This window comes from Ruegeria sp. YTSA075 (genome assembly GCF_059610245.1).
Genome location: NZ_JBXWNG010000003.1, coordinates 147,799 through 163,582, shown reverse-complemented (window position 1 = coordinate 163,582; position 15,784 = coordinate 147,799). Strand labels below are relative to the sequence as shown.

15 protein-coding genes and 1 tRNA gene are annotated in these 15,784 nt (G+C 56.7%); 14 read left to right on the top strand and 2 right to left on the bottom strand.

Annotation, left to right across the window (positions count from 1 at the left end; translation table 11 throughout):
• Nucleotides 1–167 precede the first annotated feature (167 nt).
• The 9 genes from iscR (at nucleotide 168) to AC2FGE_RS06795 (ending at nucleotide 7,791) form a co-directional block, all read left to right on the top strand.
• Nucleotides 168–626: a Fe-S cluster assembly transcriptional regulator IscR gene (iscR, locus tag AC2FGE_RS06835; protein WP_496818466.1), complete on the top strand. Its 459-nt coding sequence runs from the start codon at nucleotides 168–170 to the stop codon at nucleotides 624–626.
• Between the two features lie 49 nt (nucleotides 627–675).
• Nucleotides 676–1,719 carry a cysteine desulfurase family protein gene (locus tag AC2FGE_RS06830; protein ID WP_496818465.1) on the top strand — a complete coding sequence of 348 codons (1,044 nt, stop codon included), beginning with the start codon at nucleotides 676–678 and terminating at the stop codon, nucleotides 1,717–1,719.
• A gap of 18 nt (nucleotides 1,720–1,737) precedes the next feature.
• Complete coding sequence (gene sufB, locus AC2FGE_RS06825) at nucleotides 1,738–3,258, top strand: Fe-S cluster assembly protein SufB (RefSeq protein ID WP_496818464.1); 1,521 nt, start codon at nucleotides 1,738–1,740, stop codon at nucleotides 3,256–3,258.
• Nucleotides 3,259–3,329: 71 nt separating this feature from the next.
• Entirely contained in the window at nucleotides 3,330–4,085 is a 756-nt protein-coding gene (gene sufC, locus AC2FGE_RS06820; protein WP_496818463.1) for a Fe-S cluster assembly ATPase SufC, read from the top strand.
• A complete protein-coding gene (sufD, locus tag AC2FGE_RS06815; RefSeq protein WP_496818462.1) occupies nucleotides 4,085–5,365 on the top strand; it encodes a Fe-S cluster assembly protein SufD in 1,281 nt (426 codons plus the stop codon). Before sufC ends, sufD begins: the two co-directional genes overlap by 1 nt.
• On the top strand, nucleotides 5,365–5,850 hold the full coding sequence (locus AC2FGE_RS06810; protein ID WP_496818461.1) for a YIP1 family protein: 486 nt from the start codon (nucleotides 5,365–5,367) through the stop codon (nucleotides 5,848–5,850). Before sufD ends, AC2FGE_RS06810 begins: the two co-directional genes overlap by 1 nt.
• Nucleotides 5,847–6,413, top strand: coding sequence for a YIP1 family protein (locus tag AC2FGE_RS06805; RefSeq protein WP_496818460.1), 567 nt, complete (start codon nucleotides 5,847–5,849; stop codon nucleotides 6,411–6,413). The genes AC2FGE_RS06810 and AC2FGE_RS06805 overlap by 4 nt, the downstream gene beginning before the upstream one ends.
• Nucleotides 6,414–6,425: 12 nt before the next feature.
• Nucleotides 6,426–7,646 carry a cysteine desulfurase gene (locus AC2FGE_RS06800; RefSeq protein ID WP_496818459.1) on the top strand — a complete coding sequence of 407 codons (1,221 nt, stop codon included), beginning with the start codon at nucleotides 6,426–6,428 and terminating at the stop codon, nucleotides 7,644–7,646.
• A gap of 68 nt (nucleotides 7,647–7,714) precedes the next feature.
• A tRNA-Arg gene (locus tag AC2FGE_RS06795) sits at nucleotides 7,715–7,791 on the top strand.
• Between the two features lie 108 nt (nucleotides 7,792–7,899).
• Here AC2FGE_RS06795 and mepK read toward each other — a convergent pair.
• Nucleotides 7,900–8,469, bottom strand: a complete 570-nt coding sequence (gene mepK / locus AC2FGE_RS06790) for a peptidoglycan L,D-endopeptidase MepK (RefSeq protein WP_496818458.1) — start codon at nucleotides 8,467–8,469, stop codon at nucleotides 7,900–7,902.
• 352 nt (nucleotides 8,470–8,821) lie between these two features.
• On the opposite strand from mepK, the gene AC2FGE_RS06785 reads away from it, so the two are divergent.
• The 4 genes from AC2FGE_RS06785 to AC2FGE_RS06770 are packed head-to-tail and all read left to right on the top strand — an operon-like array spanning nucleotide 8,822 to nucleotide 13,068.
• Nucleotides 8,822–10,429 (top strand): L,D-transpeptidase family protein, encoded by a 1,608-nt coding sequence (locus AC2FGE_RS06785; RefSeq protein WP_496818457.1) that lies wholly within the window; start codon nucleotides 8,822–8,824, stop codon nucleotides 10,427–10,429.
• Nucleotides 10,430–10,465: 36 nt separating this feature from the next.
• Nucleotides 10,466–11,557, top strand: a complete 1,092-nt coding sequence (gene lpxD / locus AC2FGE_RS06780) for a UDP-3-O-(3-hydroxymyristoyl)glucosamine N-acyltransferase (RefSeq protein WP_496818456.1) — start codon at nucleotides 10,466–10,468, stop codon at nucleotides 11,555–11,557.
• A gap of 32 nt (nucleotides 11,558–11,589) precedes the next feature.
• A complete protein-coding gene (locus AC2FGE_RS06775; RefSeq protein WP_496818455.1) occupies nucleotides 11,590–11,847 on the top strand; it encodes an acyl carrier protein in 258 nt (85 codons plus the stop codon).
• Between the two features lie 9 nt (nucleotides 11,848–11,856).
• Nucleotides 11,857–13,068, top strand: a complete 1,212-nt coding sequence (locus AC2FGE_RS06770) for a beta-ketoacyl-[acyl-carrier-protein] synthase family protein (RefSeq protein ID WP_496818454.1) — start codon at nucleotides 11,857–11,859, stop codon at nucleotides 13,066–13,068.
• Between the two features lie 47 nt (nucleotides 13,069–13,115).
• Here the strand turns inward: AC2FGE_RS06770 and AC2FGE_RS06765 are convergent, their stop codons facing one another.
• Nucleotides 13,116–13,694: an invasion associated locus B family protein gene (locus AC2FGE_RS06765; RefSeq protein ID WP_496818453.1), complete on the bottom strand. Its 579-nt coding sequence runs from the start codon at nucleotides 13,692–13,694 to the stop codon at nucleotides 13,116–13,118.
• A gap of 453 nt (nucleotides 13,695–14,147) precedes the next feature.
• On the opposite strand from AC2FGE_RS06765, the gene AC2FGE_RS06760 reads away from it, so the two are divergent.
• Complete coding sequence (locus tag AC2FGE_RS06760; protein ID WP_496818452.1) at nucleotides 14,148–15,695, top strand: helicase HerA-like domain-containing protein; 1,548 nt, start codon at nucleotides 14,148–14,150, stop codon at nucleotides 15,693–15,695.
• Nucleotides 15,696–15,784: the final 89 nt, after the last annotated feature.

Here is a 15,784-nt window from a genome sequence, read left to right as displayed (position 1 = left end):
GTCCTGTCTTTTTCTTCTTCGAGCCCGGATATACTTGACGATAATCGTCGGGCACCTTAGAACGGTTCTAATTAATAGCGGCGCGTATTGCCGCTGTCCGTCGGAGATACGCACTGGCGGCGGCGGCGTCAATGATTTCGCGCGCATCTTGCCATGAGGGAATGACAATGAAGCTGTCGACGAAAGGTCGCTATGCCATGGTTGCGTTGGCCGATATCGCATTGCAGCCATCGGATAAGCTGGTCACGCTAGGCGAGATTTCCGAGCGTCAGGACATTTCGCTGCCCTATCTTGAGCAGTTGTTTGTCAAACTGCGCCGGGCCGAGCTTGTGGCGTCGGTCCGTGGCCCGGGCGGTGGATACCGTCTGGCACGTCCAGCTTCAGAGATCAGCGTTGTCGAGGTCCTGTCGGCCGTTGATGAAACTGTTGACGCCTTGTCCAAGGGGGCTGGTGCGTCGGGTGCGTCCTCTGGCAGCCGGGCGCAATCGCTGACCAACCGTCTGTGGGAGAGTCTGAGCGCGCATGTCTATGTGTTCCTGCATCAGACCCGCCTGTCGGATGTGATCAAAAACGATCTTGCCCCATGTCCTGCTGTACCAAGCCTGTTTGCGATTGTTGATGAATAAGCCTGCGGTTCTTCGCATGCGCGCCTAGTGTCTGAAAAAAGATGTATCCATGACTCGCGTCTATCTTGATCATAACGCCACTACCCCTTTGCGGCCCGAGGCACGGGACGCAATGGTTGCGGCGATGGAGGTTTGCGGGAACCCGTCTTCAGTGCATGCAGAAGGCCGGGCAGCTAAGGCGCTGATTGAACGCGCAAGGGCGCAGATCGCCACCGCGTTTGGCGCTGATGGAGCGGATATCGTGTTTACCTCTGGCTCTACCGAAGGGGCCGCGCTGGCGCTTGCCGGTCGGGATTTGCACGGGGCAGCAATTGAGCATGACGCCGTAAGATCATGGATCAATGAAGATATCCCGGTTTCCTCATCGGGTTTGGTTGAGTTGGCGGAGCCCTCCACGGCAACGCTCCAACTTGCGAATTCCGAAACAGGCATCGTACAAACCCTGCCATCTGGTCTTGCCGTGACAGATGCCACGCAGGCCTTTGGAAAACTGCCTGTCGCGTTCAATTGGATGGACGTCCAAATGGCGCTTATCTCGGCCCATAAGCTGGGTGGGCCCAAGGGTGTCGGTGCTGTCGTCATGAAACGCGGCACCGATCTTTCGGCTCAGATCAAGGGCGGCGGGCAGGAAATGGGGCGGCGTTCGGGCACGGAAAATGTCATTGGAATCGCGGGGTTCGGGGCCGCAGCTGAAGCTGCTGCACGTGATCTGGCCAATGGTGTTTGGGAGCAGGTTGAAGAATTTAGAAATATTCTAGAAAATGCTCTTGAGGCTAATATAAAATCACCTATTTTTGTCGGGAAAGGCCAGAAGCGTCTTCCGAACACCCTGTGTTTTGTCTCCCCCGGTTGGAAAGGCGAAACCCAGGTGATGCAGATGGATTTGTCGGGTTTTGCGGTGAGCGCGGGTTCTGCCTGCTCCAGCGGTAAGGTTCGCGCCAGCGCGGTATTGACTGCGATGGGATTTGATGAGGTCACGGCAGCCAGCGCCATCCGGGTGTCGCTGGGACCTCTGACAACAAAAGAGAACGTGCTGCGTTTCGCTGAAACGTGGCTGGATAAAGAGAAAAAGCATCGCGCGCGTGCCGCGTGATCTGACGGAGTAAAGGACATGGCCGCTTTGGACCAGACCCAGGTAAAAGAAGGTGTCGATCAGGAAACCGTGGATGCGGTGCGCGAGGTCAGCACCTATAAATACGGCTGGGACACCGATATCGAGATGGAATATGCGCCCAAGGGCGTGAACCCCGATATCGTGCGGCTGATCTCTGAGAAAAACGAAGAACCCGAATGGATGACCGAATGGCGTCTGGCCGCGTTCGAGCGTTGGACAAAAATGGATGAGCCGAAATGGGCGATGGTCAACTACCCCGAGATCGATTTTCAGGACCAGTATTATTATGCCCGTCCAAAATCGATGGAGGAAAAACCCAAGTCTTTGGATGAGGTCGATCCCAAGCTGTTGGCCACATACGAAAAGCTGGGTATCCCGCTGAAAGAACAGATGATTCTGGCCGGTGTAGAAGGTGCAGAGGATGCACCTGCCGAAGGCCGCAAAGTTGCTGTCGACGCGGTGTTTGACTCCGTCTCGGTTGGGACAACTTTTCAGAAAGAGCTGAAGGCCGCGGGCGTCATCTTCTGTTCGATCTCTGAGGCGATCAGAGAGCATCCTGAGCTGGTCAAGAAATACCTTGGCACCGTTGTTCCGGTCTCGGATAACTTTTATGCCACGTTGAACTCAGCCGTGTTCTCGGATGGCTCGTTCGTCTACATCCCACCGGGTGTGCGCTGCCCAATGGAGCTGAGCACCTATTTTCGCATCAATGCTGAAAACACCGGTCAGTTCGAACGCACCCTGATCATTGCCGATAAAGGCAGCTATGTCAGCTACTTGGAGGGCTGCACTGCACCTCAGCGTGACACCGCACAGCTGCACGCCGCCGTGGTTGAGATCATCGTCGAAGAAGACGCCGAGGTGAAGTACTCGACCGTTCAGAACTGGTTCCCCGGCGATGAGAACGGCAAGGGCGGTATCTACAATTTCGTAACCAAGCGCGCCGATTGCCGTGGCGACCGATCCAAGGTGATGTGGACGCAGGTAGAAACCGGCTCAGCCGTGACTTGGAAATACCCGTCCTGCATCCTGCGCGGTGAAGAAAGCCAGGGTGAATTCTACTCGATCGCGATCGCCAACAACTATCAGCAGGCCGATACCGGCACCAAGATGGTTCACCTGGGCAAGAACACCAAATCGCGTATCGTGTCCAAGGGCATCAGCGCGGGCAAGGCGCAGAACACCTATCGTGGTCTGGTCTCGATGCACCCGAAAGCCAAAGAAAGCCGCAATTACACTCAGTGTGACAGCTTGCTCATTGGCGACAAATGCGGGGCGCATACGGTTCCGTATATCGAGGTCAAGAACAACTCCAGCCGCGTGGAACACGAGGCGACGACCTCGAAGGTCGACGATGATCAGCTGTTCTACTGCCGCCAGCGGGGCATGGACGAAGAAGAGGCCGTGGCCCTTGTGGTCAATGGTTTCTGCAAGGATGTCCTGCAGGCGCTGCCGATGGAGTTTGCGATGGAAGCCCAGCAATTGGTGGCCATCAGCCTTGAAGGATCAGTGGGTTAATCCCGACTTTCTCAGAATTTAGAACAGATTCGGGGTCGAGCGACCCCTTGCGATACGCAAAAGGACAAAACATGCTGGAAATCAAGAACCTGCACGTACAGCTTGAAGAAGAAGACAAGCAAATTCTCAAAGGTGTGGACCTGACGGTTGAGGCCGGCAAAGTGCATGCGATCATGGGGCCGAACGGCTCGGGCAAGTCGACGCTCAGCTATGTGCTGTCGGGCAAGGATGGCTATGAAGTCACCGAAGGCGCGGCCACGCTGGACGGTGAAGATCTGCTGGAGATGGAACCCGAGGAGCGCGCTGCCGCAGGCGTGTTCCTAGCGTTCCAATACCCGGTTGAGATTCCGGGCGTTGGCAACATGACCTTTTTACGCACCGCTGTGAACGCCCAGCGCAAAGCGCGCGGGGAGGAAGAGCTGTCCGCCGCAGACTTCCTGAAAGAGGTACGCGCCAAGGCAAAAACCCTGAAGATCGACGCCGATATGTTGAAGCGTCCGGTCAACGTGGGCTTCTCGGGCGGTGAGAAAAAGCGCAACGAAATCCTGCAGATGGCGATGCTGGAACCCAAGATGTGCATCATGGATGAGACCGACTCGGGCCTTGATGTGGATGCGATGAAGCTGGTGGCCGAAGGGGTGAACGCGCTGCGCGATGAGGGCCGTGGTTTCCTGGTCATCACCCACTATCAGCGCCTGCTGGATCACATCAAACCCGATGTTGTACACATCATGGCGGACGGCCGTATCGTGAAAACCGGCGGGCCTGAGCTGGCGCTTGAGGTTGAAAACAACGGCTATTCCGACATTCTTGCCGAGGTGAACTGATGGCCTTGCCCGAAGTCAAACAATCCGCAACCGAGGCGCGGCTGGCCGCGCTGACCATGCCTGATGCAGGCTGCACCCGCGCGGCCCGCGAAGATGCGCTGGCCCGTGTGTTGGAAACAGGTCTGCCGGGGCGCCGCGACGAATATTGGAAATACACACAGCCTGATACTCTGGTCACGCCCGCCGCGCTGCCCGCGGCCGTGTTTGCAGATGACGAGGCGCTGATCTTCGATGAGTTCGATAGCTTGAAGATCGTATTCATCGATGGCGTTTTCAGCGCTGAAGAATCCGATGATCTGTCGCTGGAAGGTGTTAGCATCGACCGGCTGGAAGATATTTGCTGCAAGGATATCCACTGGGCCAAGGACCTTTATGGCGTTCTGGAAGCCCGTGGTCAGGTGCCGGTGCAACGACCTTTGGCTGCGTTGAACACAGCTTTTGCGGCGGATGGGGTGGCCATTCATGTGACCGGTAAGGCGTCAAAACCGATCAACTTGGTCTATCGTCACGCTTCGCCAACCTCTGACGCGATCCTGCACCACGTGATCCGCGTGGAAAGCGGTGCCGAGGCGACCATATTGGAAACCGGCCCAGCAGCGTCGCGCTTTAACAAATGCACAGAGATCGACATTGCCGACAACGGAACGCTGCACCATGTCCGGGCGCAGGGTCGCGATCATGAGCGTCGTGCTGCCACGCATATGTTCACGCGTCTCGGGCAGGAATCGGTCTACAAATCCTTCACTCTGACCGTAAACGGCGTGCTGACGCGCAATGAACAGGTCATCGAACTGACGGGCGACGATGCGGTTGCCCATGTGGCCGGGGCCTGTGTCGGGGATGGAGATTTTCATCACGACGACACGGTTTTCGTCACCCATGACGCAGTGAATTGCGAAAGCCGTCAGGTGTTCAAGAAGGTCTTGCGCAACGGCGCGACCGGCGTTTTTCAGGGCAAGATCCTTGTCAAGGAAGGGGCTCAGAAGACCGATGGCTATCAGATCAGCCAATCACTGCTTTTGGATGATGACAGCCAGTTTCTCGCCAAGCCAGAGCTTGAGATCTATGCCGATGATGTGGCCTGTTCGCACGGGTCAACCTCGGGCGCGATTGACGAGACTGCGCTGTTTTACCTGCGCTCGCGCGGGGTTCCAGAGAAAGACGCGACCAACATGCTGACGCTGGCGTTTCTGGCCGAAGCCGTGGATGAGGTCGAAGACAGCGCCCTGGCCGAGGCTTTGGTCAGCCGGCTGGAAGGGTGGCTGGCCCGCCGTAGCTGATGCCGGTGTCATCAGATATCGTTGCCACATATCAGGGGCCGGGGCGCGTTGTGCGTCGGCTTCTGGATATGGGGCCGCGCGAAGACCGGGCGCTGATCTTCGTTATGGCGTTCTGCATTGTCGCCTTCATCGCCCAGATGCCCGCCCTTGCACGTCGTGCCCATATTGAAGGTGTCGAGCTGAATATGCTGCTGGGCGGGGCCTTGATGGGCTCTGTCTTTATTTTGCCGCTGTTTTTCTACACGCTTGCCCTGTTGTCGCATTGGGCAGCGCGCATGATGGGCGGCAATGGCACGCCCTATGGTGCGCGGCTTGCATTGTTCTGGGCCTTACTGTCTTCGGCTCCGCTGGTGTTGCTGAATGGGTTGGTCGCCGGATTCATCGGCCCAGGCCCGGCTTTGACCCTGGTTGGGTTGATTTGGGTTGCTGTCTTTTTCTGGTTCTGGTTATCGGGGTTAAGGCAAGTGCAAAGGTCAGCAGAATGAATGTTCCTCATCTGGGTCAACTGGCGGTTCTGACAATCAGAAAACCCGCCGAAGCGGCAAAACAGCTATTGGCTCTGAACCCGGGACGAGAGGTTCTTTGGTTGAGCTTCTTTCTGGCGGTTGTCCTCAACTGCCTGATCCAGTTGGGTATTGATCTGTCCGTTCCTGTGAGCGACGGCGAAACCGGCCCGGTGATCGACAGCGTACCCTTGGTCCTGATCCGGTCTGCGGGTGCGATGATGTTGAGCATCCTGGCATTTTTGTTCGTGGGTCGTCTGTTGGGCGGCACAGCCACGTTTGACGACATGATGATCCTGACGATCTGGCTGCAATACCTTCAGATCGCCGCCTTGATGGGGACCTTGATCCTTAGCTTAACCGTTCCGGTCTTCATGGCGCTGTTGTTGTTCGCCACAGCAATCCTGAGTCTCTATATCACGCTGCATTTCCTGAACCAGGCGCATCAGTTTGGGTCGCTCTGGAAATCCTTTGCTGTCGTACTGCTGTCTGCTCTGGTTGCGGTTCCGTTTGTCCTGATGTTTGCCCCAGCGGCCCCCGTTTAGAAAGATCACCTCATGTATGATGTGCAGAAGATCCGATCTGATTTTCCAATCCTGTCGCGCGAGGTGAATGGAAAGCCGCTGACCTATCTGGACAACGGGGCCTCGGCGCAGAAACCGCAGATCGTGATTGATGCGGTGACTCAGGCTTATGCGCATGAGTATTCGAACGTGCATCGCGGGCTGCATTACCTGTCGAACCTCGCGACCGAGAAATATGAAAACGTGCGCGGCACTATCGCGCGGTTTCTGGGTGTCGCAGATGAGAATGAGATCGTTCTGAACTCGGGCACCACCGAAGGGATCAACCTGGTGGCTTATGGCTGGGCGATGCCTAGGCTTGAGGCAGGGGATGAGATCGTTTTGAGCGTGATGGAGCATCACGCCAATATCGTGCCCTGGCATTTCCTGCGTGAACGGCAGGGCGTTGTTCTGAAATGGGTTGATGTCGATGCAGATGGCGGGCTGGACCCTCAGGTGGTGCTCGACGCGATTGGACCAAAGACCAAGCTGGTTGCGATCACGCACTGTTCGAATGTCTTGGGTACGGCGGTCGATGTCAAAGCGATCACCGACGGCGCTCATGCCAAAGGTGTTCCGGTGCTGGTGGATGGCAGTCAGGGCGCGGTTCATATGCCGGTCAATGTTGATGAGATCGGCTGTGATTTCTATGCCATCACGGGCCACAAGCTGTACGGTCCGTCAGGATCGGGTGCGATTTTCATCAAATCCGACCGCATGGCCGAAATGCGCCCCTTCATCGGCGGCGGCGACATGATCAAAGAGGTCAGCAAGGATCAGGTCATTTACAACGACCCGCCCATGAAGTTCGAGGCCGGCACGCCAGGTATCGTGCAAACCATCGGTTTGGGCGTGGCGCTGGAATACATGATGGACCTGGGGATGGAGAACATTGCCGCCCACGAATCCAGCTTGCGCGATTATGCGATGCAGCGCTTGGCAGGTCTCAACTGGTTACAGGTTCAGGGTACTCGCCCGGATAAGGCCGCGATCTTTAGCTTTACGCTGGACGGGGCAGGGCATGCACATGACGTCTCGACCATCCTCGACAAAAAAGGCGTTGCCGTGCGCGCTGGTCATCATTGCGCCGGTCCGTTGATGGATCATCTGGGGGTAACGGCGACCTGCCGAGCGAGCTTTGGCCTCTATAACACCACCGATGAGGTCGATACGCTGATCGAAGCGCTTGAACTGGCGCATGATTTGTTTGCCTGAAGCGATCCTTGGATGTGCGCAGTTTTCCAGTTGCACCCGGACCGGATCAGGGTTAGCTAACGGCCAAGGCACCTGTAGCTCAGCTGGATAGAGCGCTGCCCTCCGAAGGCAGAGGCCAGAGGTTCGAATCCTCTCAGGTGCGCCATTTTCTATCAAAATTCGCTCGTTCGATCAGACTGGGGCCGAACAGGCAAAACAAAACCCCGCCAGACGACCTGCGGGGGCTTGGGACGTTCGGGTTGGGAAAGGTGGATCAGCCGCGCCAACTTCGGACGACACCGCAATCCATGTGGACGAAGTTAGACCGATAGTATTGACCCACGCCACCGGCACGGCAGGACATCGCGGCCTTGGCCATTTGCGATACCGAACGGGATGACAGGCGCAAATCAGCGGCCTGACCCTGCATGTGCAAAGAATTCCTGGCCACGCGGCGCGATTTGGAACGCAGCATTGCATTGGTTTGAGGGGAGCGGTAGCCCGACAACAGCATGTAAGGCTCGTCTGCATCCAGAAGATTGTGCGAGGCCGCCATGATGTCGATGGTACGTAGGTCCATGCTTTTAGATTGATCGGTGCGCCAGTCGCGCATGAAGTGGTTCACTTCTTTGACAGCATCTTTGATGTATTTGCCGTCGACCCAATATATCATGTCGATCCGCTCGCCTGTACGACCGGAATACATACGAATACGACGAACATCGCCGCCACCGCGAAGGAAACCCGCTGCATTGGAATAGGTTGGTGCGGCTGCGACTGCCGTTGCCGCGAATGCGCCCAATAGGGCACGCCGGGTCATGCCCGATGTACTGCTCTTGGTCATTTTCTGTTTCGTCCCGTACTGTATCCTGCCTGCGAACGATGTTACGTTCGCTGTCTTAATATTTCCCATCCCAGATGGCAAATTTATGGCACAAACAGATTCGAGGGCCAAGTTTTGTTTGATTTTCTGCAGAACAAGGGGGAATTTTCGGCAGTTTTTCGCGCAATCGACATTTCCGACATATTTTTTTCGCAACTGAGAGGTTTTCGCACCGCCGCGATGCAATCGCGCATCAGCTGAAAAAGAAGGTCAAGGGTAAGGTATTTGTGAATAGACAAGGCCCTGTCGTCAAAATCATAGTAATTCGGCACATTCCCATCTGTGCAAGCTATTGAATAACCAAGGGCATCCCATGTTCTCTGTATTTCGGACCAGTACCAGTATTCTTGTAACAGCCTGTTTTGCGGCAACGGCTGCAATGGCCAATACGGCCTCTGACGCGATGCAGGGCACAGCCTTTCAGATGGCAGTCGCCGAACATATGCCAACGTCGGACGATATTGCAGTGTTTTACCGGTCGAACGGCTATGCACCGGTTTGGGTGGGTCCTTCGCAAGATCATGCCGATCGCCGCGCCGCTTTGATCAGGGCTTTGTCAAGCAGTCATATGCATGGGTTGCCGTCCGCAAGCTATGATATCGACGCTCTGATGGACCAGATGCGCACGGCACGTTCGGTGCGGGATCTTGGCGCGCTTGAGGCCGAGCTGACGACCCTGTTTCTGGACTATGCCGACGATCTCTATGCAGGGGCGCTGCGCCCGGCCAGCATTGATGATGGTCTGGTCCGCAAAGTCGAGCGCCGCAGCCCCGAAGAGCATTTGCAACAGTTGAACGCCCAGGGGGCTGACTATTTCGATCAACTTGCGCCGCAAACGCGTCAATACCGGTCATTGATGAAGCAGAAACTGGCGTTGGAAGCTTTGCTGGATCAGGGCGGCTGGGGGCCTACTGTTCCCGTGACCAAGTTAGAATTTGGCGACACGGGTGCCACAGTGGTCAAACTGCGCAACCGTTTGGTGACGATGGGGTATCTGAAGCCAACAGCGAGCCCGAGCTATGACGATGCCATGCTTGCTGCCGTTCGTGCCTTCCAGACCGATCATGGGTTGGAGCCCGATGGGGTTGCCGGAAAGGGCACCATCTCTGAGATCAACCGCCCGGTATCAGACCGACTAAAAGCCGTTCATGTCGCGCTGGAGCGGGAGCGATGGTTGCCGCGCGAACGCGGTGAGCGTCATATCCTGGTCAATCAGGCCGATTTCTCGGCCAAGATCGTGGATGACGGGCAGGTCACGTTTGAGACTCGCGCTGTGATTGGCAAGAATGTCCATGATCGTCGTAGTCCCGAGTTTTCGGACGAGATGGAGCATATGGTGATCAATCCCAGTTGGTATGTGCCACGTTCGATCATCACCAAGGAATATCTGCCCAAGCTGCAATCCAATCCGAATGCCGTGGGCCATATTCAGATCACCGATCGCAGTGGCCGGCAGGTCAATCGCGGAGCCGTGGATTTCACCCAGTTCACCGCGCGCAACTTCCCGTTTTCGATGCGCCAACCCCCCAGCAAAAGCAACGCGCTGGGGCTGGTGAAGTTCATGTTCCCCAACAAGTACAACATCTATCTGCATGATACGCCTCAGAAATCTTTGTTTGCGCGTGAAGTGCGGGCATTTTCACATGGCTGTATCCGTTTGGCGCAACCATTCGAGTTCGCCTATGCGCTGCTGGCTTTGCAGGAGGAGGACCCAAAGGCGTTCTTCCACCGTGTGCTGAACAGCGGCAAAGAGACGAAGGTGGACCTGGATAAGAAAGTTCCAGTGCATCTGATCTACCGCACGGCCTATGTTGGCCCAAAAGGTGAGGTTCAGTATCGCCGCGACGTCTATAACCGCGATGCTAAGATTTGGGCGGCACTGCAAAAGGCAGGGGTGGTCCTGCCGGACGTTCAGGGATAAGCACAAGGGCAAATCCTGCCAAAAGGAAAGCCCGTCATGCAGTATACGATTCAGCAAATCGCCGACCGCCTTGGCGCTGAGTGTCAGGGCGACACCGACCTCACGATCATAAAGGCCGCCGAGCCGAGCGATGCTGGTGCAACTGATCTGGCCATGGCGATGTCTCCGAAATATGCTGAGGCACTTACGGGTGGTTCGGCCCGCGCTGCGGTTCTATGGGAAGGCGCAGACTGGCAGGCACTGGGCTTGCGTGCGGCGATCTTTGTGAAACGTCCGCGCATGGCCATGGCAGGGATCACATCCATGCTGGATAGAGGGCAGGGGGTAGAGCCCGGCATCCATCCATCTGCAGTGATTGATCCGACTGCGGAAATTGGTGCGAATGTCTCAATCGGACCTTTGGCGGTAGTAGGTGCGCGCGCAAAGATTGGCACCGGCTCGGTGATTGGAGCGCATTGTAGCATCGGAATCGATGCAGTTTTGGGTGAGCACGCGTTTTTGCGCGAAATGGTCAGCATTGGGGCCCGTGCCCAAATCGGAGATCGCTTCATCGCACAGCCAGGTGCGCGCGTCGGCGGCGATGGATTCAGTTTTGTCACGCCCGAGGTATCGGGCGCTGAAAACGCGCGCAAAACCTTGGGGGATCAGGGCGAGGCTAAGGCGCAAAGCTGGCTGCGTATTCATTCGCTAGGCGCGGTTGAAATCGGCGATGATGTCGAGGTCGGCTCGAACTGTACCATCGACAATGGCACGATCCGAAACACATGCATCGGCGACGGTTCGAAACTGGATAACCTTGTTCACGTCGGCCATAATACGCGCGTCGGGCGCGATTGCCTTCTGTGTGGTCAAACTGGTGTTTCGGGGTCTGTTGAGATTGGCAATAACGTGGTGCTGGGCGGGCAGACTGGGGTTGTTGACAATATCTTCATCGGTGACGGCGTGATTGCTGGCGGCGGCACCAAAATCCTGTCGAATGTACCTGCCGGGCGCGTCATCATGGGCTATCCGGGCGTCAAGATGGACACCCATACCGAGATCTACAAAGTACAACGCCGGTTGCCGCGTTTGGCCCGCGACGTCGAGGCACTCAAAAAGGCTGTTTCCAAACAGCCCCCGAAGGATTAAATCATCCTCAGATTGACAATCAGGGGATCGACATGAGCATCAGCGACCGCGTCATCGCAATCATTGCAGAGCAGGCCGTGCTGGAGCCATCGGATGTGACGCCCGACAGCACGTTGGAGGATCTGGGTATCGACAGCCTGGGTTTGGTCGAAAGCATCTTTGCCATCGAAGAAGAGTTCGACATTACAGTACCTTTCAACGCCAACGAGCCAGAAGCGAATGATTTCGACATCTCGAACGTGGCCGCGATCATTGCAGGCATCGAGAAGCTTGTATCGGAAAAGGTCTGACCCGGAACAATGAAACGGGTCGTTATTACCGGGGCAGGTACAATCAATTCGCTGGGTCATTCCGTCCCTGACACGCTTGAGGCTATGCGCGAAGGTCGTTGCGGGATCTCTGAGCTGGAGTTTCGCGATGTGGATCGCCTAGCCATCAAGATTGGCGGACAGGTGCGCGGGTTCGAGGCCGAAGGGCGCTTTAACCGCCAACAGATGACTCTGTATGACCGATTTACGCAATTCACACTGACCGCCGCGAAAGAAGCCATCGACCAATCGGGGATCGAGTTTCACGGTGAACTGGCGGCCCGGTCCGGGGTGGTTCTGGGCACGGCTGGGGGTGGTGTCTCGACCTGGGATGACAATTACCGTTCGGTCTACGAAGACGGCAAGAACCGCGTGCACCCCTTTGTTGTGCCCAAGTTGATGAACAACGCCGCGGCCAGCCACGTGTCGATGGAACACAACCTCAAGGGCCCAAGCTTTACCGTGTCGACCGCCTGCGCGTCATCGAACCACGCGATGGCGCAGGCCTTTCAGATGGTGCGCAGCGGAGCAGCGCCCGCCATGGTCACCGGTGGGTCCGAATCCATGCTGTGTTTCGGCGGGGTAAAAGCCTGGGAAGGGCTGCGGGTCATGTCCAAGGATGCCTGTCGCCCCTTCAGCGCCAACCGCAACGGAATGGTGCAGGGCGAAGGCGCTGGCATTTTTGTATTCGAGGAATACGACCACGCTCGCGCACGCGGCGCCGACATTCTTTGCGAGGTCGTAGGTTTCGCCATGTCGTCTGATGCATCCGATATCGTCATGCCCAGCAAACAGGGCGCCTCCCGCGCGATGGCAGGGGCCCTTGCGGATGCCAAGCTGAACGCCAGCGATGTATGCTACATCAATGCGCATGGCACTGGGACGGCAGCGAATGACAAGACCGAATGCGCGGCGGTTGCCGATGTGTTTGGGCCGCATGCAGATGATCTGATGATCTCATCTACCAAGTCCATGCACGGACATCTGATCGGTGGCACAGGCGCGGTCGAGCTGTTGGCCTGTATCATGGCACTGCGGGATGGGGTCATTGCCCCGACGATCAGCTATGAAGAACCCGATCCGGAATGCGCATTAGATGTGGTGCCAAATGAAGCGCGCGAAGCCAAGGTCGAGGTCGCGCTCAGCAACGCGTTTGCCTTCGGGGGATTGAATGCTGTGCTTGCGTTAAAAAAGGTACAGTAAATTAGAATCGCCGCAGTTGATGCACTGCGGCGATGTGCTTGTCTGGTTTAGTTCGCGTTGACGGTCAGGCCGTCAAATCCGGATGTGAAACCCGATAGCGACATATCCATATCTAGAATCTGATCCGGGAAGCGTGCCGGCACCAGCGAGAAGATCGCGGTGCTTCCTGCTTTCATCGCGTCGATGTCACCTTGGCTCAGGCCCAACTGTGCAACGCAACCAACTGGCACACAGTGGTGATAGTTATACAGCTTGCGCGGGGCGCCATCGATCGACAGTGCCAGTTGTGCTTGCAGCAGTGTTTCCAGCGGTACAATCACATTGGCCCAGGCTACGGCCGCACCGCCTTCGGGCAATTTGCCGATCGATACTTCGGCAATGGGCTCACCTTGTTGACCTTTCAGCACCTGAACGAGGGCACACGGGTCATCGCCCTCTGCCGCCTTTATACAGGAGACATCCCAATCTCCGCTGGTTTCTTTGACGAATTGTTCACCCACGCGTGGACCGGTTTCACCCAGATCTAGGCCGGTTTCAGCGTCCATGGTGTTTGTATCCTGCGCGCTTGCAGCACCGCAGATCAGCGCAGCGGCGAGTGTATTGATCGAGAGGAGTTTCTTAGTCATGAATGCCTCGGTTTGATGATTGAGTGAGTTTTTTCTTCCTCTACCACCGTTCGCCATCAGTGTCAGTCACTAAGCGCCGTACAGGTTGCAAAGTGAACAATTTCTTGCCGCAAAGATGGGAATTCGAAGCAGTACTTCAAAGAAAAAGGGAGCTGGTGATGCAGCTCCCTTCTCGAATTGGTTCTCCCCGTCGGACTGGCCGACTTAGTTATGAGCGAACGTTACGAGAGGGGGACGCAACGGTCAACAGCTAACCTGAATTATTAATATACCGCTTAGTTCACCTTTAACATGGCGCGCGTGAAAAAAAGCCGTGCCCGAAGGCACGGCCAGTCGACAGGGAGGAAGTGCGGCTTTGCAGCTGGCACCACAAAGCGCGCAAATTGACTATCGCAGTCAAAGGTTAACTTTGTATGCTGGCCCCAGAGCGATGGATATTAAGGCAGTGAAAACATGGGCGAAGATATTTTTCTGGGCGGCGGCGGGGCCGAGTATGGGCAGCCGCAGGGGCTGACGCTGAAATATGCTAACCGGCATGGCCTGATTGCCGGGGCAACGGGAACCGGCAAGACCGTAACGCTTCAAATTCTGGCCGAAGGGTTTTCCAAAGCCGGTGTTCCGGTGTTCCTGTCCGACGTCAAAGGTGACTTGTCCGGCCTGGCTCTGCCCGGCAGCGAAACCCATAAGCTGCATCAGGCGTTCATGGATCGTGCCGCGCGCATCGGGTTTTCCGATTTTACCTATGGTGCCTGTCCGGTCACCTTCTGGGATCTGTTCGGTGAACAGGGCCATCCCGTGCGCACGACCGTGACCGAGATGGGCCCGCTGCTGCTGTCGCGGTTGATGGAACTCAGCGAGGCGCAGGAGGGTATCCTGAACATCGCCTTTCGCGTGGCGGATGAAGAAGGCATGCCGCTTCTGGACCTTAAAGACCTGCAAGCGCTGCTGGTCTGGATTGGAGAAAACCGGGCGCAGCTGTCGTTGCGCTATGGCAATGTTTCGACCTCCTCCATCGGGGCGATCCAACGGCGGTTGCTGGTGTTGGAAAACCAGGGTGGAACGCGCCTGTTTGGCGAGCCAGCTCTGGATTTGTCAGACCTGATGCGCACCGATGAGGCCGGGCATGGAATGGTGAACATCCTGGCCTCGGACAAACTGATGGGGTCGCCACGCCTTTATGCAACGTTCCTGTTGTGGCTGCTGAGTGAGCTGTTTGAAGAACTGCCCGAGGTTGGTGACCCCGAAAAACCCAAGCTGGTGTTTTTCTTCGATGAGGCGCATCTGCTGTTTGACGATTCGCCCAAGATTCTGGTCGACAAGGTCGAACAGGTCGCGCGCCTGATCCGATCCAAAGGCGTTGGCGTCTATTTCATCACGCAGAACCCGGCGGATGTTCCCGAAGACATTCTGGGCCAGTTAGGAAATCGGGTTCAGCATGCGCTGCGCGCCTTCACAGCGCGGGATCGCAAAAACCTGCGCCTTGCAGCTGAGACCTATCGCGAAAATCCGACCTTCGATACAGAAGCCGCAATCCGAGAGGTTGGCGTCGGTGAGGCCGTTACATCAATGCTGCAAAAGAAAGGCGTGCCGGGGATGGTCGAGCGGACGTTGATCCGCCCACCGGGGTCTCAGCTTGGACCGATTACCAAGGCAGAGCGTCAAACGGTCATGGCGGCATCCTTGATGTCGGCAAAATATGACACGCCGGTTGATCGGAAGTCGGCCTTTGAAATCCTTCAGGCCCGCGCCGAAACCGCCGCCAAAGAGGCGGAAGCTGCCGAAGCTGATGAGGTGGTGGAGATGCAATCCGCGATGGAGCGGGAGTTTGCCTCGGCCCGCCGATACTCCGGCAGCCGCGTCGGGCGATCTTCCTCGCGCGTGACGCGCAAGAAAGACACGTTTGCCACGGCAATGGGTGAAGCTGTGATCAAAGAGCTTAAAGGCACCACTGGCCGCCGTATCGTGCGCGGTATTCTCGGTGGCCTGTTCCGGAACAGATAAGGCGTTTCGAACCCATCAGACAAATATGTGTAGCATGTGCCCCGCGGACGCCATCGGCGTGGCAGGGCATGCGCGTTTCACGCCAAATG

Bases quoted from the DNA above. Each gene is read 5' to 3' on its own strand.
- iscR (WP_496818466.1), top strand. From the start codon at position 168: ATGAAGCTGTCGACGAAAGGTCGCTATGCCATGGTTGCGTTGGCCGAT.
- AC2FGE_RS06830 (WP_496818465.1), top strand. From the start codon at position 676: ATGACTCGCGTCTATCTTGATCATAACGCCACTACCCCTTTGCGGCCC.
- sufB (WP_496818464.1), top strand. From the start codon at position 1,738: ATGGCCGCTTTGGACCAGACCCAGGTAAAAGAAGGTGTCGATCAGGAA.
- sufC (WP_496818463.1), top strand. From the start codon at position 3,330: ATGCTGGAAATCAAGAACCTGCACGTACAGCTTGAAGAAGAAGACAAG.
- sufD (WP_496818462.1), top strand. From the start codon at position 4,085: ATGGCCTTGCCCGAAGTCAAACAATCCGCAACCGAGGCGCGGCTGGCC.
- AC2FGE_RS06810 (WP_496818461.1), top strand. From the start codon at position 5,365: ATGCCGGTGTCATCAGATATCGTTGCCACATATCAGGGGCCGGGGCGC.
- AC2FGE_RS06805 (WP_496818460.1), top strand. From the start codon at position 5,847: ATGAATGTTCCTCATCTGGGTCAACTGGCGGTTCTGACAATCAGAAAA.
- AC2FGE_RS06800 (WP_496818459.1), top strand. From the start codon at position 6,426: ATGTATGATGTGCAGAAGATCCGATCTGATTTTCCAATCCTGTCGCGC.
- mepK (WP_496818458.1), bottom strand. From the start codon at position 8,469: ATGACCAAGAGCAGTACATCGGGCATGACCCGGCGTGCCCTATTGGGC.
- AC2FGE_RS06785 (WP_496818457.1), top strand. From the start codon at position 8,822: ATGTTCTCTGTATTTCGGACCAGTACCAGTATTCTTGTAACAGCCTGT.
- lpxD (WP_496818456.1), top strand. From the start codon at position 10,466: ATGCAGTATACGATTCAGCAAATCGCCGACCGCCTTGGCGCTGAGTGT.
- AC2FGE_RS06775 (WP_496818455.1), top strand. From the start codon at position 11,590: ATGAGCATCAGCGACCGCGTCATCGCAATCATTGCAGAGCAGGCCGTG.
- AC2FGE_RS06770 (WP_496818454.1), top strand. From the start codon at position 11,857: ATGAAACGGGTCGTTATTACCGGGGCAGGTACAATCAATTCGCTGGGT.
- AC2FGE_RS06765 (WP_496818453.1), bottom strand. From the start codon at position 13,694: ATGACTAAGAAACTCCTCTCGATCAATACACTCGCCGCTGCGCTGATC.
- AC2FGE_RS06760 (WP_496818452.1), top strand. From the start codon at position 14,148: ATGGGCGAAGATATTTTTCTGGGCGGCGGCGGGGCCGAGTATGGGCAG.